The 18,742-nt window shown below is 71.5% G+C and carries 17 protein-coding genes; 10 read left to right on the plus strand and 7 right to left on the minus strand.

The genetic code is table 11. The annotated features are described in order from the left end of the window. Positions 1-37 precede the first annotated feature (37 nt). Positions 38-655, plus strand: coding sequence for a glutathione S-transferase family protein (locus tag WMF27_RS23600; RefSeq protein WP_437766630.1), 618 nt, complete (start codon positions 38-40; stop codon positions 653-655). Between the two features lie 132 nt (positions 656-787). Here WMF27_RS23600 and WMF27_RS23605 read toward each other — a convergent pair whose 3' ends face one another. After that, positions 788-1,756, minus strand: a complete 969-nt coding sequence (locus WMF27_RS23605) for a DUF4351 domain-containing protein (protein WP_437766629.1) — start codon at positions 1,754-1,756, stop codon at positions 788-790. A 175-nt stretch (positions 1,757-1,931) separates the two neighbouring features. Further along, positions 1,932-2,828 (minus strand): phosphotransferase family protein, encoded by an 897-nt coding sequence (locus tag WMF27_RS23610; RefSeq protein ID WP_437766628.1) that lies wholly within the window; start codon positions 2,826-2,828, stop codon positions 1,932-1,934. A gap of 84 nt (positions 2,829-2,912) precedes the next feature. Between WMF27_RS23610 and WMF27_RS23615 the strand changes: the two genes are divergently transcribed. After that, positions 2,913-3,836: a PP2C family protein-serine/threonine phosphatase gene (locus tag WMF27_RS23615; protein ID WP_437766627.1), complete on the plus strand. Its 924-nt coding sequence runs from the start codon at positions 2,913-2,915 to the stop codon at positions 3,834-3,836. A gap of 18 nt (positions 3,837-3,854) precedes the next feature. Here the strand turns inward: WMF27_RS23615 and WMF27_RS23620 are convergent, their stop codons facing one another. After that, positions 3,855-4,751 carry an SCE4755 family polysaccharide monooxygenase-like protein gene (locus tag WMF27_RS23620; RefSeq protein WP_437766626.1) on the minus strand — a complete coding sequence of 299 codons (897 nt, stop codon included), beginning with the start codon at positions 4,749-4,751 and terminating at the stop codon, positions 3,855-3,857. Positions 4,752-5,106: 355 nt separating this feature from the next. Here WMF27_RS23620 and WMF27_RS23625 point away from each other — a divergent pair, with 355 nt between their 5' ends. Then, the gene (locus WMF27_RS23625) at positions 5,107-5,952 is read left to right on the plus strand and encodes an aldo/keto reductase (RefSeq protein ID WP_437766625.1); all 846 of its coding nucleotides are present in this window, start codon (positions 5,107-5,109) and stop codon (positions 5,950-5,952) included. 139 nt (positions 5,953-6,091) lie between these two features. On the opposite strand, the gene WMF27_RS23630 is transcribed toward WMF27_RS23625, so the two are convergent. Continuing rightward, a complete protein-coding gene (locus tag WMF27_RS23630; protein WP_437766624.1) occupies positions 6,092-7,555 on the minus strand; it encodes a thioredoxin family protein in 1,464 nt (487 codons plus the stop codon). 152 nt (positions 7,556-7,707) lie between these two features. Between WMF27_RS23630 and WMF27_RS23635 the strand changes: the two genes are divergently transcribed. The 5 genes from WMF27_RS23635 to WMF27_RS23655 all read left to right on the plus strand — a co-directional run bounded on the left by WMF27_RS23635 (position 7,708) and on the right by WMF27_RS23655 (position 13,558). Beyond that, positions 7,708-8,373, plus strand: coding sequence for a hypothetical protein (locus WMF27_RS23635; protein ID WP_437766623.1), 666 nt, complete (start codon positions 7,708-7,710; stop codon positions 8,371-8,373). Positions 8,374-8,505: 132 nt separating this feature from the next. Next, complete coding sequence (locus tag WMF27_RS23640; RefSeq protein WP_437766622.1) at positions 8,506-9,252, plus strand: hypothetical protein; 747 nt, start codon at positions 8,506-8,508, stop codon at positions 9,250-9,252. 611 nt (positions 9,253-9,863) lie between these two features. After that, complete coding sequence (locus WMF27_RS23645) at positions 9,864-11,870, plus strand: OPT family oligopeptide transporter (RefSeq protein WP_437942995.1); 2,007 nt, start codon at positions 9,864-9,866, stop codon at positions 11,868-11,870. Positions 11,871-12,517: 647 nt separating this feature from the next. Beyond that, the gene (locus WMF27_RS23650) at positions 12,518-12,754 is read left to right on the plus strand and encodes a hypothetical protein (protein WP_272093661.1); all 237 of its coding nucleotides are present in this window, start codon (positions 12,518-12,520) and stop codon (positions 12,752-12,754) included. Between the two features lie 153 nt (positions 12,755-12,907). Next, the gene (locus WMF27_RS23655; protein WP_437766620.1) at positions 12,908-13,558 is read left to right on the plus strand and encodes a substrate binding domain-containing protein; all 651 of its coding nucleotides are present in this window, start codon (positions 12,908-12,910) and stop codon (positions 13,556-13,558) included. 76 nt (positions 13,559-13,634) lie between these two features. Here the strand turns inward: WMF27_RS23655 and WMF27_RS23660 are convergent, their stop codons facing one another. After that, positions 13,635-14,861 carry a PAS domain S-box protein gene (locus WMF27_RS23660; RefSeq protein ID WP_437942996.1) on the minus strand — a complete coding sequence of 409 codons (1,227 nt, stop codon included), beginning with the start codon at positions 14,859-14,861 and terminating at the stop codon, positions 13,635-13,637. Positions 14,862-15,133: 272 nt separating this feature from the next. Here WMF27_RS23660 and WMF27_RS23665 point away from each other — a divergent pair, with 272 nt between their 5' ends. Both WMF27_RS23665 and WMF27_RS23670 read left to right on the plus strand, forming a co-directional pair. Then, positions 15,134-16,003: an ABC transporter ATP-binding protein gene (locus tag WMF27_RS23665; RefSeq protein WP_437766618.1), complete on the plus strand. Its 870-nt coding sequence runs from the start codon at positions 15,134-15,136 to the stop codon at positions 16,001-16,003. Beyond that, the gene (locus WMF27_RS23670) at positions 15,996-16,829 is read left to right on the plus strand and encodes an ABC transporter permease (RefSeq protein WP_437766617.1); all 834 of its coding nucleotides are present in this window, start codon (positions 15,996-15,998) and stop codon (positions 16,827-16,829) included. The genes WMF27_RS23665 and WMF27_RS23670 overlap by 8 nt, the downstream gene beginning before the upstream one ends. Before the next feature lie 211 nt (positions 16,830-17,040). On the opposite strand, the gene WMF27_RS23675 is transcribed toward WMF27_RS23670, so the two are convergent. Together WMF27_RS23675 and WMF27_RS23680 are read right to left on the minus strand one after the other, a co-directional pair. Continuing rightward, positions 17,041-17,985 carry an alpha/beta fold hydrolase gene (locus WMF27_RS23675; protein ID WP_437766616.1) on the minus strand — a complete coding sequence of 315 codons (945 nt, stop codon included), beginning with the start codon at positions 17,983-17,985 and terminating at the stop codon, positions 17,041-17,043. Beyond that, the gene (locus WMF27_RS23680) at positions 17,982-18,614 is read right to left on the minus strand and encodes a TetR/AcrR family transcriptional regulator (RefSeq protein ID WP_437766615.1); all 633 of its coding nucleotides are present in this window, start codon (positions 18,612-18,614) and stop codon (positions 17,982-17,984) included. The genes WMF27_RS23675 and WMF27_RS23680 overlap by 4 nt, the downstream gene beginning before the upstream one ends. Between the last annotated feature and the right edge of the window lie 128 nt (positions 18,615-18,742).

Consider the following 18,742-nt stretch of genomic DNA (forward strand, 5'->3'; position numbering starts at 1 on the left):
GGCGCCTCGCGACGGAACACAGGTCTAAGGAGACGCGATGAAGATCTACGGACATCCCATGAGCACGTGTACGCGGAAGGTCCTGACGGTGCTCGCCGAGAAGGGCCAGGAGGCGCAGTTCGTGCTCGTCGACCTGATGAAGGGCGCGCACAAGCAGCCCGAGCACCTCGCGCGCCACCCCTTCGGCGTGATCCCGGTGCTCGAGGACGAGGACTTCACGCTCTACGAGTCGAGGGCGATCATGCGTTACCTCGATCACAAGCTTCCGGGAGCTCCGCTGGCGCCGACCGAGCTCAGGGCGAGGGCGCTCATGGATCAGTGGCTCAGCGTGGAGCAGTCGTACTTCGCCACCCCGGCGGTCAAGATCGTCTTCCAGCGGGTCTTCCTGCCGATGCAGGGCAAGCAGGGCGACGAGGCGATCGTCGATGCGGCCAAGGCCGAGGTCGTGAGGGCGCTCGACGTGGTCGAGAAGGCGCTGGCCGGCCACGAGTACCTCGCGGGCTCGAGCTACTCGCTGGCCGACATCTCGTGGATGCCGTACCTCCAGTGTCTCGTGGTGTCGAAGCTCGGGGAGCTCATCACCGATCGGCCGAACGTCGCGGCGTGGTGGAAGCGGATCAGCGAGCGCCCCGCCTGGGTGAAGGTGTCGTCCTGACGCCTGCCGGCCTGCCCTGAGCGGGCGTCTTCTGCGCAGACAGCGACGGGGTGGTCGGCGACGCCGGGGACGCCGGAGCATCGCTGCCGCCCCTGCGCGGCCGGGCAGGCACGGCGGGCCCTCCTCGGCCCTTCAGCTCGGCGCTCCGAGCACCTCGTCGAGCGTCCGCGCGCCGAGCACCCGCTCGCCCCACCGCTCGAGCTCGGCCACGTCGGCTGCATCGACGCGAGCGACGACGGCGGCGGGCAGCTCGCCGAAGCGGGCCCGGAGCTGCCGCAGCAGGAGGTTGCGTCCCCCTTCCTTCAGCCCCTCGTCGCGCCCTTCCTTCAGCCCTTCGTCGCGCCCTTCCTTCAGCCCTTCGTCGCGCCCTTCGTTGCGCAGCTTTTGCTGGTAATCCTCGAACCACGCACGGATCTCTGCGCTCACGTCGTCCTCCTCGCTCGTCGCCTGCTCATCGAGCCCGAGCTGGAAATGTACCAGGAGAGGCGTGGCGACGCTCCTCTCCCAGGCGTCCTCCGGCATCGCCGCCAGATCGGCGAGCGCCTCGCGCAGCACGCGCCCGGAGCCGAGCAGGCGCAAGAGCAGCGTCTCCTGCGTCCGGGGCAGCTCGGACAGCACGACGATGCGAAGCGCGAGCCCCGGCGCCGCGTGGGACACGCCGGGCTTCGCCTTGCGGCACTCGTACGCTGCAAGCACGCTCTCCGGTCGGCCCGAGCTGATGACAACGAGCGCAGGGAAAGCCACGGCCGGCTGGGTCGATGCGTCGGGTTCCGCATCGTTCGACGAGGCGCCGACTGGAGACGCCTGCGCGCGGGCCCGGCGTTCGAGCTCGTGATACCAGGTGAGCTGCTTGCGCAGACACGAGCGGACCTGCCGCAGGCCTGGTGTGCGGTGAAACGGCTCGAACAGGCTCGGCTCCGCGGAGAGCTCGCCCAGCAAGCCCATCCCGGCGCGCTCAGCGTCCCGCGCCGGATCGGGCACGCTGTAGACATCGATCTTCTGCGTCGCCGCGAGCACCTCCACCTCCGTCTCCGGAGACGAGGCTCGGCTCAGCGCCTCGCGCAGAATGTTCTTCGCGAACTGGTCAGCGCCGTTGTGCATCAGCGGCGCACCCTAACCGCATCACGGCGAACGGCCCACAAGATAGAGCGGAAGATCCGCGACAAGCATCCTTACGCGAGGAGCTCAGCGCTCATCACGAAAATGACTCTCCAAGCTGCGGCGCCCGCCGAGAAGCACTGCCGAGCGATGCCGGGTTCGGCATCTTCAAGCCACCTCAGTCCTCGCTTCCCCCTGTGGTCTGAAGGATGCGGCCGCAGACATCGGCCGCCCGGCGCGAGCCTGGCTCCGCCCCGTCGAGGAGCCCCACCAGGTTGAACAGGTCGAACGCCGCGGCCCAGCGCTCGAACCCCTCGGGAAGCGGCGCGCTCTCGCGGTAAGCGCCCGCGAACGCCGCGACGAACTCGGGCCCCGGGCTCCAGCGCAGGAGCTGGCCGACGTCCATCAGGCTCGGTCCCGCGTACGCGAACTCCCAGTCGAGCACGAGGAGCTCGCCCGACGACAGCCAGTGCAGGTTCGACGCCTTGAAATCCCCATGGAGCAGCACGGGCGCCGACGCCAGCGCGCGCAGCGCCTCCGCGTTCGCGTCGAGGAACGCGCGCACGGGCTCGCTCAGCTCGCCGCGCAGGGCAGGAGCCAGCCTGTCGAGGACCGCGTCGACATGACCCCGCAGCGCGCCGATGCAGTCGGCGAACGGCACGGAGACGGCGAGCTCAGGCCCCAGGAAACCCGCGCTGTCGTAGCTGACGCCGTGAATCTCCGCGAGCGCGCGCCCGACCGCAGCGCCGCACGTCGCGGTGTCCTGGAGCGGAACGTGCGGGACGTGCTCGAGGACGAGGAAATCGTCACCCGCCGACAGGACCGCCGGGACGCGGAACGACCTCCAGCCCCGCGCGAGCAGGCTGGCCTCCTTCGGCGCCGCGCTGGCGTCTCGGCGGTACACCCGCAGCACGCGCTCGGCGCCGAGGCGCACGTTCACGTTGGCGTGCCCGCCGGAGAGCACCTCCGCTTCGCCCGTGAACGGCGGGATCCGCCGCTCGATCTCGGCGCGCGCGAGGGTCTGGACGTGCGCGGCGCGCTCCCAGGCGCGCTCGGGGTTGGGGAGCAGCCTCATGCGGTCTCTCTCCATTTCAGGCACGAGGCGCGCCGCGCGTCGAGCGCCCTCCCTCGGACAGCGCCCTCGCGGTACGATGCGCGCATGCCCGTGTACCGCACGTCCGCCGCCGAACACGCCGCGGCGGTCGCCGTGGCGGCCCGGACCGACGTGGGCCTCAGCCGCGAGCACAACGAGGACACCTTCCTGATCAGCGATCTCGCGCGCGGGCTCGCCCACGGGCCCGCGGCCGCCCATGGGCCCGCGGCCGCCCAGGCGTCCGTCGAGCCGCCGCTCGCCCTGTCGCTCGGCGTCTACGACGGCTCCGGCGGCGCGTCGTCCCCCGACGCGGCGAGCCGGCTCGCGGCGCGCATGGTCCACGCCATCCTCACCCGCGCCGCGCCCCGATCGAGCGACGCCCTCGAGCGGAGCCTCCTCGAGGCGATCGGCGAGGCCGGGCGCGCCGTCCGCGACAACGCCCGCCGGAGCTCACAGCACCGGAACAGCGGCACCACGGCGACCGTGGCCGCGCTCTGCGATGAGCGCCTCCTGCTCGCGCAGGTCGGCGACAGCCTCGCCTACCTCCTCCGCAGCGGCGTCCTCACCCAGCTCACCCGCGACCAGACGCTCCTCCAGTCGCTGCTCGACAGCGGAAAGCTGCGGCCCGAAGAGGCCGCCACCTTCGAGCACAGGGGCGTGATGCTCCAGGCGCTCGGGCTCCGCGAACACCTCAGGATCGCGCTCTCCGCCGTCGAGCTCCGCCGCGAGGACACCCTGCTGCTCTGCACCGACGGGCTGAGCGACCTCGTCGACGATCGGCACATCGCCGCCGCGCTCGACGCCCACCCCGACCCCGCGGCGGCCGCCAGCGCCCTGATCGACGCCGCGCTCGCCGCCGGAGGCCGCGACAACGTGACCGCGCTGGTCACGCGGTTCGACGGCCCCTGGCTCGCCCCGCCGGCCAGCGACCGCGCCGCGGAGCTCATCGAGATCGCCAGGTTCTCCGAAGGGCCGACGCGCCGCTCCTGACGGCGCGCCGGCTCGCGATCACGAGCGCCGCGACCCGCGACCGGCAGCGTCCTGTCGCGGCGCCAGCCGACCTCGCCTCCGCCCGCGCGCCGCGAGCGCGAGGGCGGCGAGCGCGCCGAGCCCCGCCGAGATCGGAGCCCCGCCCGCCGCGCCGCCGAAGCTGCACCCGCCGTCGTCCTCCGCCGCGCCAGAGCCCTCGTCAACGCCAGCGCCCGTCGTTGCGCCCCCGCCCGTGCCCGCGCCTGCCCCTGTCGTTGCGCCCCCGCCGCCCCCGCCCGTGCCCGCGCCCGCCCCTGTCGTCGCGTCTCCGCCTGCGCCCACCGTGGCGCTGCTGCTCGCGCTCGTCGCCGCGTCCCCGCCCGCGCCCGTCGCGCCGCCGCCCGTGCCGGCGCCGGAGCTCGCGGCGCTCGTCGCGGCGCCAGGATCGGAGGACTTGAGCACCAGATCCGCACAGCGGTAGTACAGGGTGGCCGGCCTCCTGTCCGTCATGACCTGGATGAGCTGAAGCGTGCAGTTGTCACACGCCACGTCCGGGAGCGTGACCTCCGCCGAATACGATCCTCCCTTCTTGTCGGCGATGCCGTCGAGCAGGCAGCCCTTGTCCGCCCCCGGCTCGCAGAGATCGTTCTCATTGGCCGGCTCCGGGAAATCATCGAAGCCGTCGTCGTCGAACATGATCCGGAAATGCCCGGGGTGATCGATCGTCTCGTTCCACGTCACCGTGATGGTCTCGCCCGGCTCGAACACGGTGACGGTCTCGCCCCGCGCGTCGCCGCGAGCACCGCAAGGCGCCACCTTCTGCTGGTCGTCCGCGTGCCTCGGCGCGGGGGACGTGAGGTCGATGTGCGCGCGGCTCACGCCAGCGAACGACATCACGGCGGCCAGTACGAACGATCCCATCAGCATGCAACGCATCGATCCACCTCCTCGGAGCCCGCGGGCAGCGCAATCTACACAGCGGCTCATCGTCTGTCTGCGACGTCCTCAAGCAAGGAATTTTCTATGGACAAGGCGCCTGCAACCGACGTCGCGAACCGCCGGGCTCGGCCCGGTGAAGGCGCTCGAGCTTGCTTTTCGTGGTGAATTCAGCGATCCCACGCGGGGCGGAGGGGCGCCTCTGGAACGCCGATCAGGTAGAAAACGCTGTGTCCATGCGGCTCTCCGTGAAGGGCGGCCAGCACGGGCCGCGTGGGGGTGGGGCCCCGCCGCTCTGCCGGCGGGCGGGGGCGGCGCGTGCCGCCCCCGGTGACAAAAGCGGAGGTTCATCATCATGGAGCAGCGCGCACTCGGTTCTACTGGCGTCAAGATCCCGGTCGTCGGACAGGGCACCTGGCAGATGGAGATGGACGATGAGGCCGCCTGCATCGACGCCATCCGGCGGGGGATCGACGCGGGCATGACGCACATCGACACGGCGGAGATGTACGGCTCGGGCGCTGTCGAGGCGCTCGTCGGCAAGGCGATCGCCGGCCGCCGCGACGAGGTGTTCCTCGCCTCCAAGGTGCTGCCCAGCAACGCGAGCTACGCCGGCACGATCGCGGCGTGCGAGCGAAGCCTGGAGCAGCTCCGCACCGACAGGCTCGACCTCTACCTCCTCCACTGGCCCGGGTCGCACCCGCTCGAGGAGACGTTCCGCGCCTTCAAGGACCTGAGGGACCAGGGCAAGATCCGGTATTTCGGTGTCAGCAACTTCGACCAGGCGGAGCTGTCGAAGGCGATCGCCATCGCCGGAGCGCGCGAGATCGCCTGCAACCAGGTGCTCTATCACCTGCTCGAGCGGGCGATCGAGCACCGGGTGCTGCCGCTCTGCGAGCGGCACGGCATCGCGGTCGTCGCCTACAGCCCGTTCGGCTCGGGCCGGTTCCCGGCGCCGGACAGCGCGGCGGGCAGGGTGCTCGCGTCCGTCGCCGCCGCCCACCGCGCGACGCCGCGGCAGGTCGCGCTGCGCTTCCTGCTCCGCCGCCAGCCGACCTTCGTGATCCCCAAGGCCGCGAACGCCGCGCACGCGCTCGACAACGCGGCCGCGGGCGATCTGCGCCTCAGCAGCGAGGACATCGCCCGCCTCGAGACGGCCTTCCCGCTCGGCCGCGACCGCGGCGTGCTGCCGACGCTGTGAAACGGACGGTAAGTCGATGAAACCGTGAGAACGCCGGAAGACATCAATGTTGGAATTCCACCTTGGCGTCTCGACCGCCTCCGCGTGACGGGCCTGGTCGTGGGCACCGGGGAGACGTAGCGGACGCCGGGAGGCTCCGTCAGCGCTTCTTCACGCCGCCGCCGCGCTGGGCCTTCTCCGCCTCGGCGAGCCGCCGCCGCGCGTCGTCCAGGGCCGCCTGGCTGGCGTGGCCCTTGGGGAGCGCCTCGTAGCCGGCCACCTCCTCGCGCAGCGTGGCGATCTGCTCCGCGCCCCGCCCGAGCCGCTGCTGGATCTCCGCGCGGAGCTTCAGGTAGCGCAGCCGGCGCGGGCCATAAGCGCGGCCGATGGCCCGCTCCACCGCGGCGAGCGCCTCCGCCTCGCGGCCCATCGCGTGGAGCACCTGCGCGAGCCGCGCGGGCGGCTCGTACGAGGCGGGCATCTGCGCCTCGCGCTGGGAGAGCATCGCGACCGCCTCCTCGCCGCGGCCGAGCGCGATGTACGCCATGGCGCGCCCGTAGTCGTATGCGGCTGCCGCCTCGGGCGTCTTCGCCTCCTTCGCGGCCCGCTCCAGCACGGCGAGCTTCGACTCGCTCGCAGCGCGGGCCCCGCCCGCGTCGCCGAGCGCCTCGAGCCCCTCGGCGAGCAGGCCCCACGCGTCGGCCCTGTCGTCCGCGCTCGCGTCCGCGGGCGGGCTCGCGACGATCGACCGCAGCCGGGCGACCGCCGCCTCGCGCGCGGCCCGCTGGGCCTTGCCGCCGGGGAGCGCCGCCGCGCAGGAGAGCAGGACGCTCGCGAAATCGGCGGGCAGCGCCGCGCCCTTCACCTCGCCGACGTGCGCGCTGCCGAGCTCCGCGCACGCCGCGGCGTCCTTCTTGCGGTAGAGCGCCGAAAGGAGGCCGAGCAGCGCCTCGCTGCGCCGCGGCCAGGCCTCTCCGCCCCGGGCCAGGGCGCGCCGGTAGGCGGACACCGCCGCGGCGTGGTCCCCCGCGCTGTGGGCCCGCTTCGCCTCGACCAGCAGGCGGTTCGGATCGTCCGCGGGCAGCGCCGACGCAGCCTGCGAATCCATCGCGAGCAGCGCCTCGCGGATCAGCTCGCGCAGCTCCTCGACCGAGGCGGCGCCCCGCCAGAGCCCGATCACCTCGCCGCCCGCCGGCTCGAGGACGAAGAACGTCGGCCACACCGTCACCTCGTGCCGCTCCAGGAACGGCGCGCTCTCCGGTCGATCCGTGTCGACGTCCGCGAACACCACCCGATCGGCGAACGGGCGCAGCGACGGATCGGTCAGCACGTAGTGCTTCATGCTCAGGCAGGTGTGGCACCACGGCGCCCACGCATCGACGAACAGCGCCTTGCCCTCGGTCCGGGCCTTCTCGCGCGCTCGCGGCACGTCGTCGTGGATGAACTCGAGCGGCGGCCTCGCCGCGGCCGGCTCCGGCCCGGCAGCGGGCGACGGCGCGGCGGCAGCGGGCGACGGCGCGGCGGCCGGAGGCGCCGGCGCGGCGGCCGGAGGCGCCGGCGCGGCGGCGCAGGCAGCGAGGGCGGCGGCGGAAACGAGGGCGGGGAGCAGGGCCGGGGCACGCACGGCCAGACAGGATAGCCGAACCGCGGTCGGCTCGCCCTCGCTGCGACAGGCGAGCGCGGCACCGGAACCGGATCGCGGCGCCGCTGGCAGGCGCCTCCGTGCGTCCACAAGGCGCTCCCCGACAGCCGCAAAGCTGATACAGTCCCGCCGCGGTGAACGATTACGCGGGCCGGTGTGGAAGCTGCGCGGCATTTACCAGGGTGCACGAGGATCCAGCGCGCGGCCGCGTCGGCGAGTGCGCCCTCGAGGTGTACCCGCCGCCGATCAAGGCGACAGCGACGTGCGCCCGCTACCGCGCCAAGGGCGCGCCGCCGCCGCCGCCGCCGCCCCGGGCGGCGGGCCAGCCGCGCGGCTCCAGCGTCAGGCCGCGCGCGCCCGAGCGCGCCCCGTCGCCGGAGCGCCGGCCGAGCACGGCGCCGCAGCCCTTCCGTTCGCCGCTGCCAAGGGAGATCGACATCGACATGGATATCGACGAGTTCCGCCGTGTGCTGCGCGAGGTGCTGTCCGAGGAGCTCGGCGTCGGCCGCGCGGAGATGGGCGGCCGCTGGGAAGGCGGGGAGATCGTGCTCCGGCCCGGCAAGGAGGGCACGGCGGAGAAGCGCATCCCGCTCGACGTGTTCTTCCACAAGATCGTGATGCTGCGCGACAAGCTGCGCGTGCTGGAGCAGAAGATCAACGGGCACGAGGGGCTGAGCGACGCGGAGAAGGTCCAGCTCCAGGCGTACATCACGGGCTGTTACGGGACGCTCACGACGTTCAACGTCCTCTTCGCGCGCCGGGAAGACGGATTCACAGGCGCCGGCCGAGACGGCGACTGATACCCCATCTGCCCTGCGCCGAGAGCGCCACGGCTCTCCATCTCGTGCCTCGTGCGGGCCATGGGGGCCTGATCACCCGCTCGGCCCGCCGCTTCGGCCTGCTGGCCCTGGTCGCGGCGCTATACTTGCCCCGTGTTCCGTTCCGATCGAGACGCGCTCGCGGGCAAGCTCGACGACGTTCAGGCCGAGAACGAGCGCCTGCGCCGACAGAACGAGGCCATGCGTCACGCCCTGCTGGCGCAGCGCGTCGGCGGGCAGCCTGTTGCCTCCAACACGTATCGCGGCGGCGTGGCAGGGCTGGGTGCCGGCGAGCGGGTCGCGCTCGCGCGGCATCAGCTCGAGGCGTTTCCGGTGTGGGCCACGGCGCTGCTGCACGTCGTGACGTTCGGAATCGTGTCGTTCATCCGCTTCAACGCGATGCACGCCCAGCTGCCGCAGGCAGAGCGCGACGATCCCTCCGTGGGGAAGGCCATCGGCCTGCACTTCGCCCCGTACTTCAACTACTACTGGATCTTCTGGAACGGCCTCCGGCTCTGTGATCGCGTGAACCTGCAGTGCCGCCTGCGGGGCATGCCCGACGGCGTGCCGCGGGGCCTGGTCATCGCGGCGTGTGTGGCGAGCGTCATCCCGTACATCCAGCTCCTGACTGGCCCGATCACCTGGCTGTTCGTCGCCATCGCCATGCAGCGCACGGTGAACCGGATCGTCGAGCTCGACGCGCGGCCCACGAGGGAGCGCGTGGCGCCGGTCGACGCGGGCGCCGGCGTGTTCGGCGTGCGGTTCCCTGCGGTTCAGGCGCTGCCGCTGCCGGACGACGCCGCCGTCCAGGCGGAGGCGGAGGCCGCGGCGGCGGTCGCCGAGCAGCGGCGACGCCGCTAGCTCTGCTGCGGGAAGTCGGCCGGGAAGCAAACCGCCAAGCCGCCAAGGGCGCCAAGAGAACCGGGGAATAGGGGGGATGCCCGGACAGCCCCCTTCCCCTCTGCCCTTGGCGGCTTGGCGGCTTTTCTGCCGCTCCGGGGCAACTTCCCGCAGTAGAGCCAGAGCGCCGCTCGGCGTGATCGGCAGTCGGCCGCATCCCCTGGCTTCTTCGTATCCATCCAGATAGGTTGTCGAACCAGCGTCATCCTTCGGGACGGGAGGCGTCCTCGCATCAGGTGAAGCTGTGCGGGAGCGACGCGCTCGGATCCGCCGCCTTGGCGGCCTTGCGACTTGCCTCGAGCGCGGCGGTCGCCATGAGCCTTCTCTAACATGGAAGCCACGCGGCTCGCGGGGAGAGCCTCGTGACACGGGGCCAGCAATTCCGTCGCATCATGCATTCGCCGGGATCGGCGATGGGCGCGCGGGAGCTGCGGCGAGCGAGGAATCGACGAGATCCGCGCCGCCGGCGCTCGCCGAAGAGATGCACGGCGCGTCGCCTACCATGATACAAGGTGCGAGGAGGTCGCCGCGCAATGGCCATCAAACAGCTCACGCCAGAGCAGGTTCACACCATGTCGCTCGAAGAGAAGGACACATGGTGGCTGAAGAACGTCTACCGCGGCGACATGCCCCAGCTCACGTGGCGCTCGGCGATCACGGGCATGCTCCTCGGCGCGTTCCTGTCGCTCACGAACCTGTACATCGGCGCGCGCACCGGCTGGTCGCTCGGGGTCGGGATCACGAGCGTGATCCTGGCCTTCGGGCTCTTCAAGGTGCTCTCCAGGCTCGGCCTCGGCAGCGACATGACCGTGCTCGAGAACAACGCGATGCAGTCCATCGCGACGTCGGCCGGATACATGAACGCGCCGCTCTTCACGAGCCTCGCGGCCTACTCGATGGTCACGACGACGATCATCCCCATGGGCCAGGCGATGATCTGGATGTTCGTCCTCGCCATCCTGGGCGTGCTCTTCGCCTTCCCGATGAAGAAGCGCTTCATCAACGACGAGCAGCAGCCCTTCCCCGAGGGGATGGCCGCCGGCGTCGTGATGGACGCGCTGCACGAGAGCGACGAGAAGGAGGGCCTCTTCAAGGCGAAGCTCCTCCTCGGCGGCGGCCTCCTGAGCGCCGCGATCGAGCTCCTCCGCGACGACAAGGTGATGCGCGCGCTCTTCGCGCTGAAGAGCATCCCACATTACTACGACGAGTTCCTCTATCGCGGGCGCTTCGCCGATCTGCTCAAGCGCTCGGGCCTCTCGCCGGCCATCCACGGCACTCCCCTGAACGAGCTCACCATCCGGTTCGACACGAGCATCATCTTCGTCGCCACGGGCGGCCTGATGGGCATCCGGACCGGCGTGTCGCTCCTCCTCGGCGGGATCCTCAACTACTGGGTCCTCGCCCCTCTGCTGATCGAGCGCGGGATCATCCTGCCGAAGAACGGGCATTTCGGGTTCGGCGCGATCACCCTCTGGGCGCTGTGGGGCGGCGTCGCGTGCATGACGACGTCCTCTCTCTACGCCTTCTTCTCCAAGCCCAAGGTGATCCTCGACGCGTTCAAGGGCCTCACCAAGAAGGGTGGAGCGACCGACGTGCTCGCGGACATCGAGCTCCCGGTGAAGCTGTCGATCATCGGCATACCCGTCGTCGGCGCGGTGATCGTGGTGCTCGGGCAGCTCTGGTTCGGGATCTCCTGGTGGCTCGGGGCGCTCGCGATACCGCTCGTCTTCATCTTCTCGCTCATCGCGGTCAACTCGACGGCCATCACGGCGATCACCCCGACCGGGGCGCTCGGCAAGCTGACGCAGCTCACCTACGGCGCCCTCGCCCCGAAGAACATCACGACGAACCTGATGACGGCCGGGATCACCGCCGAGGTCGCGAGCAACACGGCGAACCTGCTGATGGATATCAAGCCGGGCTACATGCTCGGCGGCAAGCCGCGCCACCAGGCGATGGGGCACGTGCTCGGGACGGTCGCGGGGCTCGTGCTCTCGGTGCCCATCTGGTACCTCGTGCTCATCCAGGGCGACATCGGCCGCTACGGGACGGAGCAGCTGCCGGTCCCGAGCGCGCTCACGTGGAAGGCCGTCGCCGAGGTGCTGATGAAGGGGCTCGATTTCCTCCACCCGACGGCCAAGTCCGCGGTGGTGGTCGGGGCGATCGTCGGGATCCTCGTCGAGGTCACGAGGCAGGTCACGAAGAACCGATTCCCCCTCTCCGCGGTCGCCCTGGGGCTCGCGTTCATCCTCAACTTCACCGATATCTGGTCGATGTTCCTCGGCTCGTTCCTCTTCTGGCTGCTCGATCGGCGCGCCGCGCTCTGGCACAAGAAGCGCGAGCAGGAGACACGGCTCAGCGAGACGGCGCCGGGCGGGCGCTCGGACGCGCCGCCCGCGCGGCCCTGGTACGCGCTCGCCGCGGAGAACACCGAGGCCATCTGCGCGGGCGTGATCGCCGGAGGCTCGCTGATAGGCATCGGCCTCAGCGTGCTCGGCGTGCTGGTGCTGCCCGACGTGCTGGAGGCCGAGAGCCTCACCAAGGCGCTCGGGCAGATCCTTCATTTCCTCCCGAAGTGAGCGCTGGCGGTCGGCGGGCGGGCCCATCCGGCTCGCTCGCGGCCGCCTCCGCTGGGCCCGGTCCGGCGCATGGGCGCGCTCGGGACGACGCATCGCCGCGCGAGCGCACGCGGAGTGGAGGTGCGCGGGTGGCTCGCCGCGCCGGCCCCAGCCATGCAGCCGCGCCTCACTGTGACAGGAATGCGCGCCGTGGAGGGCCGCGGCGAGCGCGTACCAGGACCGCGCGGGCGCAGCACGTCGCGCTGTCGAGCCGCTCCGCTCGGAAGCGCTCGTGGCGCGGTTCATGCAGCCCTGTTTGCGCCGCGTCAACATGAGGTCAGCCAAGGACGCGCGAGGAAAGAACCGTCCATGCCGGTGAATGCGCCCCCCTCCCGAGGAACGCCCAACCCCGAGCCCGTCGGCGATCCCGGCCGGGGTCCGCCGGCGCAGGATCCGGCGCCGCGCGAGGCCCCGCGGCGCGACCCCGATCCTGGCGAGCCGGCGCGCCGGGATCCCCCGCCCCCTCCCCCGGCGCCCGGAGAGCGCTCTCCGGAGATCGAAGACCCGCCGGCGCCGGGACAGCCCGCCAAGGAGCCCGGGGTGATCGCGAGGGCCGGCCGCGCTCGGCGCGCGGCGCAACGTCATCCCCTAACCGTCGAGAGGTTCTCATGAACACGTGTGACTGCTGCGGCAACAGCTACGACAAGGCATTTCAAATCATGGTGGGCGGCACGAGCTACACCTTCGATTGCTTCGAGTGCGCGATTCACAAGCTCGCGCCCGTCTGCGCCCACTGCGCCTGCCGCATCGTGGGGCACGGCATCGAGGCCGGCGGGGCGTTCTACTGCTGTGCGCACTGCTCCAAGCAGGAGGGCGTGGAGGGGGCGATCGATCGCGTGGCGTGAGCCGCCGCCGGGGCGCCGGGGGCGCGCGGCCCGCCGTTCGCGCGGCCCCGCGGGTCGATCTGCGCGAGGTCGTACCGCGCGCTCGGCGGGGGCGACCCGCCCTGCGCCGGGGGCGTCGCCGCGAGCCGATCTGCGACCAGAGCGGCGGCCAGGATGAAGAGCAGCAGCGCGACGCCCGTGTGCCCCCGAGCCTGCGTGAGCATGATCCGCGTCGCGCCCGCGGTGCTGGCCTGTCGCGCGAGGTACCCGGAGCTCCGCATCGATCTCGACCTCACCGACCGCATCGTCGATCTGGTGGCCGAGCGCATCGACGTGGCGGTGCGCCTGGCCGCCGAGATCTCCCCTGCTTCCCTCGTCGCGCGGCGGCTCGCCGACGACCCGCGCGTGCTCTGCGCGAGCCCGCGGTACCTGCGGCGCCACGGGACGCCGCGCTGCCTCGAGGACCTGGCCGACCACGACTGCATCACGCTCAACCTCGAGCCTGTCGCCCGGTGGACGCTGGTGGGCCCCGAGGGCGAGCGCGTCGTCCCGGTGAGCGGCACGTTCCGCACCAGCGACACGATCACGCTGCGCGACGCCGCGGTCGCCGGCCTCGGCCTGGCGAACCTCCCCGATTACGTCGTCCAGGATCAGCTCGAGAGCGGCGCGCTGCGGCGCGTGCTGCCGGAGTACGGCGCCTCGAGGCGCGCCAGCTTCGCGGTCTACGCCGCGCCCGCGCGCGCTGCGGTCCGCGTCGTCGTCGACGCGCTGGCCAGGGCGATGGGGGCAGCGGGGACGGCGAAGCCGACGGCGCGGAAGCCGTGAGCCAGCGCGGCGATCGTGAGGGAGCGCAGGGGAGCCGAGGGAGCGCCGCGCCGGAGCGGTCGCCCGCGCGGCGCTGTCACAGGTGCCGCGGAGCAGCGCCCTGGAGCGAAGCGTGCGCCGCGCCGGCCGCGCGCTCCTTGCTCATCTGACGGATGCAGTGCTGGAGCGCCGCCCGGAGGTTCCCGAGGGTGGTGATGTTGGCCAGATCGAGCCCGAGGCTGACGATGGTCTGGGCGACGTTCGAGCGGATGCCCGCGACGATGCCCTCGGCGCCGAGCAGCCGGATCGCGGCGACGAGATCGAGGAGGTAGCTCGCTGTCTTCGTGTCGACCAGCTCGACGCCGGTGAGATCGAGGATGGCGAAGCGCGAGCCCGTGCGGACGATCGCGTCGAGCAGGGTATCCATCACCTCCGCTGTCCGGGCGCTGTCGAGCACGCCGATCATCGGCAGGGTCAGCACGCCGTCCCACACCTGGATGATGGGGGTCGACAGGTCGCGGATGACCCGCTGTTGCCGCTCGATGAGGTCCAGCCTGGCCCGGAGCTCCTGCTCGGTGTTCTTTGGCTTGCTGATGTCGAGGGTGAAGCCGACGACCGAGGACACCTCGCCCTGCTCGTCGCGCATGGGGACCTCCCAGTTGTCCCAGAACACCCCGTGCGTCAGGGACTCCGAATGGCTCGCTTCGCCCGCGAGCGCCCGCCGCAGCACCTCGCACCCCTGCGGGTTGCTCGCGTAGAGGTCGAACACGTTCTTGCCGATGTGCGCGCCCTGCTGGAGCCCGATGGCCTCGAGCGCCTTGCCCTCGTGGCACGTGAAGATCCCCTCGGGGTCGATGGCCCAGACGATGATCGGGAGCGACTGCGTGATGGCCTGCAGGATCACCTCTCTCTGATGGTGGCGACGAGCCTGATCGGTCCGCTCCGTCACGTCCTGCCCGAACACGCCGACGCCGATGACCTCTCCGTGCTCGTCGAGGATGCGCTCGTGGCGCCACTCGACGCTCAGCACGGCGCCGTCCTTCCTGGCGTGGCTCCACACCCGGGGGGCCGCCCCGTCCTCCGCGAGGAGCTGCTGCCACCCGTCGGGGCTGCCGGGCGCCCACAGGAGCTCGTCCACGCGCTGGCCGAGCGCCTCCTTCCGCGTGTGGCCGAGCAGGCGCTCGGCCGCGCCGTTCCAGTCCTCGATCATGAGCTCCTTGCCGTACTGGACGATCGCGACCGGCGCTCGCTCGAAGAGGCGTGCGCGCTTGCACGCGAGTTTCTCGGCGTCGATTTCTCCCGATGACGTGGTGGCGGCGGTCATGAGGTCGAAATTTACCCTGGGCGTTCGCGCACGTCGAAATAACTGTCATTCGCCCGCGTCGAACCCCCCCGCAGACCGCCCTGGGTTCGTAAGGACGGATCCACTGTTGCTGTAGCAACACTCCGTGAGCAAGCGCCTGCTGCTCCAGCAGCAGGCCGCCATCTGTTATAGCGGATTTGCGTCCAGGGAGCCGGCTCACGCTTGGTACGGGGCGTGCTCAACGGCGGTCCGTGAAGGGGCCCCCTCGTCGAGGTTCGGGAGCAGGAGGAGCCATGAGCAACAAGATCCAGTTCCACAATGTGAGCAAGACATTCGCCGTCAAAGGGCCGGCGGGCGCCAAGGAGAGCGCGCGGTTCACGGCCATCGAGGACCTCAACCTCGACGTGAGGGCCGGCGAGCTGATGGTCCTCGTCGGGCCGAGCGGGTGCGGCAAGTCGACGCTCGTCGATCTGCTCGGCGGCCTGTCGAAGCCGTGCAGCGGCAGGCTCCTGCTCGACGGCAAGCCGATCACGGGCCCGGCCCTCGATCGAGGGATCGTGTTCCAGCAGTATGCGCTCTTCCCGTGGCGGACGGCGCGCGAGAACGTCGAGTTCGGGCTCGAGGCCAAGGGCATCCCGGAGAGCCGGCGCAAGGAGATCGCCCAGAATTACCTGGATCTGGTCAGCCTCTCCGGCTTCGAGGATCGGTATCCGCACGAGCTGTCGGGCGGCATGAAGCAGCGGGTGGCCATCGCGAGGAGCCTCGCCTACGACCCGGAGGTGCTGATGATGGACGAGCCGTTCGCGGCGCTGGACGCGCAGACGCGCGAGTCGCTGCAGGCGGAGCTGCTCCGGATCTGGGAGAAGTCGCGCAAGACGATCCTGTTCATCACGCATAGCATCGACGAGGCGGTGTTCCTCGGGCAGCGGGTCGCGATCATGACGTCCCGGCCCGGCCGGGTGAAGCGGGTCATCGATATCCCGGAGGCGATCCGGGGCTATGAGGACGCGCGGTCGACGCCGGAGTTCGGTAGGCTGCGACACGAGATCTGGACGCTGCTGCGCGAGGAGGTGCTGAAGGCCGAGGAGCAGGAGCGGAGCAAGCGGCAGAAGCGCGCGGCGGAGAGCCGCCCCGTGGCGGGCGTGGTGGCGGTCAATGGCTAGCCTGGAGCAATCGATTCCGCTGCCGGAGGAGTCGCAGCAAGGGCAGCTCGTGGGCGACGCGGCGCGGTGGCTCGGCCGCGCCGTCGCGCGGTCGGGGATCCTCCTCGCGGTCGCCGCCCTGTGGGAGACGGCGCCGCGGGTGGGCCTCGTGGAGGGGGCGTTCCTGCCGCCGCTGTCCGAGGTGCTGGCGACCGGATGGCAGCTGCTCCAGAACGGGCAGCTCCTGAGCCACATCAAGGCGAGCCTGTCGCGCTCTCTCGTCGGCTTCACGCTGGCGATCTCGGTGGGCGTGCCGCTCGGGCTCGCGATCGGGTGGTACAAGGGCGTGGCGGACGCGCTGAACCCGCTGCTCGAGGTGCTGCGCAACACCGCGGCGCTCGCGCTCCTGCCGGTGTTCCTGCTGCTGCTCGGGATCGGGGAGTCCTCGAAGATCGCGCTCGTCATCTACTCGTGCACCTGGCCGATCCTGCTCAACACGATCAGCGGGGTGCGCGGGGTCGATCCGCTGCTCATCAAGTCGGCGCGCACGATGGGGCTGTCGCCGCTCCAGCTGTTCCGCAAGGTCATCCTGCCGGCCGCGGTCCCGACGATCTTCGTGGGTATCCGCCTGGCGGGCGCGTACTCGCTGCTCGTCCTCGTCGCGGCGGAGATGATCGGAGCCAAGGCGGGGCTCGGATACCTGATCATCTACGCGCAATACAACTTCCAGATCCCGAGCATGTATGTCGGCATCTTGACGATCACGGCGCTCGGGCTGACGTTCAATCACCTGCTCATGCGCGTCGAGCGGCGGTTCACGTCGTGGAAGGTCGCCCCGAAGGAGTGAGCCCGCGCCCGGCGTGGGCGCCGTGACGATCACCGTTCATCGAGGGAGAGGACCATCGTGAATCGAATCATCCTGGGCCGGACCGGCCTTGCGGTCAGCGTGCTCGGCCTGGGCACCGCGGGCGCGCGAGCGCCTCATCCAGGCGTTCACGCAGGTCGACGACGTGTCAGGGCACTGAGGGGCGCTCGCGGGCGGGAGCGCGGCGCGGGGGTCACGCGACCGGCGCGGCGAGCCCGGGCGGCGCGGGGGGCGGCGCGTCGCCTGCGGCGTCACGCGCGGCGTCGCTGCCGAGGAAGCGCGAGATCCGCCCGCAGAGCCGCGCGCGGAAGGCGTCGTCGGTGGGGGGCGAGTGGCGGCACCCCTCGAGCAGCTCGGTCTCGGCGTGCGGCAGGAGCTCCTTCGCGCGCGCGAGCAGCTTCGCGCCGGGGAAGCTCACGTCGTCGTCGGCGCCGAACACGAGCGCGGGCCGCGTGAAGCCGGCGAGGGACGCGGGGGTGGCGAGGGGCGGCGAGCGGAAATCGAGCCGGTAGCTGCGGACGGCGTCGCCGAAGTAGGAGCACCACATGGCGTCGTGCGTGGAGAACAGCCCGGAGACGAGGCGCGCGAGGCGCTCTTCCGAGGGGAAGGCGCGGTAGAGGGCCATCGGGATCGCGATGCGGGTGAGGCCTTGCCACGCCGAACCCGACACGAGGGCCGCCGGCACGATCAGGACGAGCCGGTCGATGCGGGCGGGCGCGACCTGGGCCATGCGCAGGGCCGCGAAGCCGCCCCAGCTCACGCCGAGGAGGTGGGTGCGGGCGAGGCCGAGCGCGTCGAGGACGTCGGTGAGCCACTCGGCGTAGGCGGGCCCGTCGATCGGCAGGCGGAGGTCGGCGCTCTTGACGGACTGGCCGATGACGTCGACGACGTGGACGCGGTAGCGCGCGAGGAGCGGGGCGAGCTCGGGCAGGAGGTGCGCGGAGCTGGCGAGCGCGCCGTGGAGGCAGACGAGCGGCGGGGCGTCCTCGGGGCCGGCGATGAGGACGTGCGTGGCGCCGAAGCGGGTGGAGACCTCGCGCGATCGGGCCGGGACCGGGAGCTTCTCGTGGAACCTGTCGAACCACGCCGCGATGCGCGCGCGCGCCTCTGGACTGCGGAACATGATGGATGACGTCATCGAGCCCTCCTGACGTTGGCTGCGGGGCGGAGGCCGCAGAGGTGCTGAGCGACGAGCCGATCGAGCAGGGCGATGGGGGACGGGTGCGCGCCCTGGGCCCACGCGATCAGCGCGAAGTAGTAGAAGGAGAAGAAGGCGACGCCGAAGAGCGCGGGGTCGGCGTCGTCGGCGACCTCCCCCTGCGCGCGGGCGGCGTTGAAGAGCTCGACAACGCGGCCGTGCACGGCGGCGACCTGCTCGGTGAAGCGGGCCTGCCAGGGCGGGTCGGCGAACAGGGCGTCGCGGAGCAGCGTCTTCGAGAGGGCCGGCCGGCGGGCGTAGTACGCGAAGAAGGCAGCCCCGAGCCGGTGAAGCCGCTGCTCGAGGGAGCCGGGCTCCTCGTCGCGGACGGCCTCGGCCGCGGTGGCGGCGAGGTCGTCGAACAGCGCGGCGTGGAGCAGGTCGCGCTTGTCGGCGAAGTGGAGGAGGACCGTGCCGGCGGCCACGCCCGCGTCCGCGGCGATGGCGCGGACGTTGGCGGCCTCGAAGCCGTGGCGCTCGAAGTGGTCGCGCGCGGCGTCGAGGATCCGGGCGTGCGTCGCGTCCTTCTGGGCGTCGCGCCGGCCGGGCTTTTGAGTGAACGCGTTCACTGAACGAGTTCATTACATGAGGAGGAGCGGCGCACAAGGAAAATTGAGCCGGCGCGCAGCGTGGTTGAGGGCGTCCCGTCGGGCATCCGACCCAGGTTGAGGACGCCCGTCGGGACGCCCGTCGAGGA

This window comes from Sorangium sp. So ce281, assembly GCF_051527395.1.
Classification (GTDB): Bacteria; Myxococcota_A; Polyangia; order Polyangiales; family Polyangiaceae; genus Sorangium; species Sorangium cellulosum_B.

Bases quoted from the DNA above. Each gene is read 5' to 3' on its own strand.
- WMF27_RS23600 (WP_437766630.1), top strand. From the start codon at position 38: ATGAAGATCTACGGACATCCCATGAGCACGTGTACGCGGAAGGTCCTG.
- WMF27_RS23605 (WP_437766629.1), bottom strand. From the start codon at position 1,756: ATGCACAACGGCGCTGACCAGTTCGCGAAGAACATTCTGCGCGAGGCG.
- WMF27_RS23610 (WP_437766628.1), bottom strand. From the start codon at position 2,828: ATGAGGCTGCTCCCCAACCCCGAGCGCGCCTGGGAGCGCGCCGCGCAC.
- WMF27_RS23615 (WP_437766627.1), top strand. From the start codon at position 2,913: ATGCCCGTGTACCGCACGTCCGCCGCCGAACACGCCGCGGCGGTCGCC.
- WMF27_RS23620 (WP_437766626.1), bottom strand. From the start codon at position 4,751: ATGCGTTGCATGCTGATGGGATCGTTCGTACTGGCCGCCGTGATGTCG.
- WMF27_RS23625 (WP_437766625.1), top strand. From the start codon at position 5,107: ATGGAGCAGCGCGCACTCGGTTCTACTGGCGTCAAGATCCCGGTCGTC.
- WMF27_RS23645 (WP_437942995.1), top strand. From the start codon at position 9,864: ATGTCGCTCGAAGAGAAGGACACATGGTGGCTGAAGAACGTCTACCGC.
- WMF27_RS23650 (WP_272093661.1), top strand. From the start codon at position 12,518: ATGAACACGTGTGACTGCTGCGGCAACAGCTACGACAAGGCATTTCAA.
- WMF27_RS23655 (WP_437766620.1), top strand. From the start codon at position 12,908: ATGAAGAGCAGCAGCGCGACGCCCGTGTGCCCCCGAGCCTGCGTGAGC.
- WMF27_RS23660 (WP_437942996.1), bottom strand. From the start codon at position 14,861: ATGACCGCCGCCACCACGTCATCGGGAGAAATCGACGCCGAGAAACTC.
- WMF27_RS23665 (WP_437766618.1), top strand. From the start codon at position 15,134: ATGAGCAACAAGATCCAGTTCCACAATGTGAGCAAGACATTCGCCGTC.
- WMF27_RS23670 (WP_437766617.1), top strand. From the start codon at position 15,996: ATGGCTAGCCTGGAGCAATCGATTCCGCTGCCGGAGGAGTCGCAGCAA.
- WMF27_RS23675 (WP_437766616.1), bottom strand. From the start codon at position 17,985: ATGACGTCATCCATCATGTTCCGCAGTCCAGAGGCGCGCGCGCGCATC.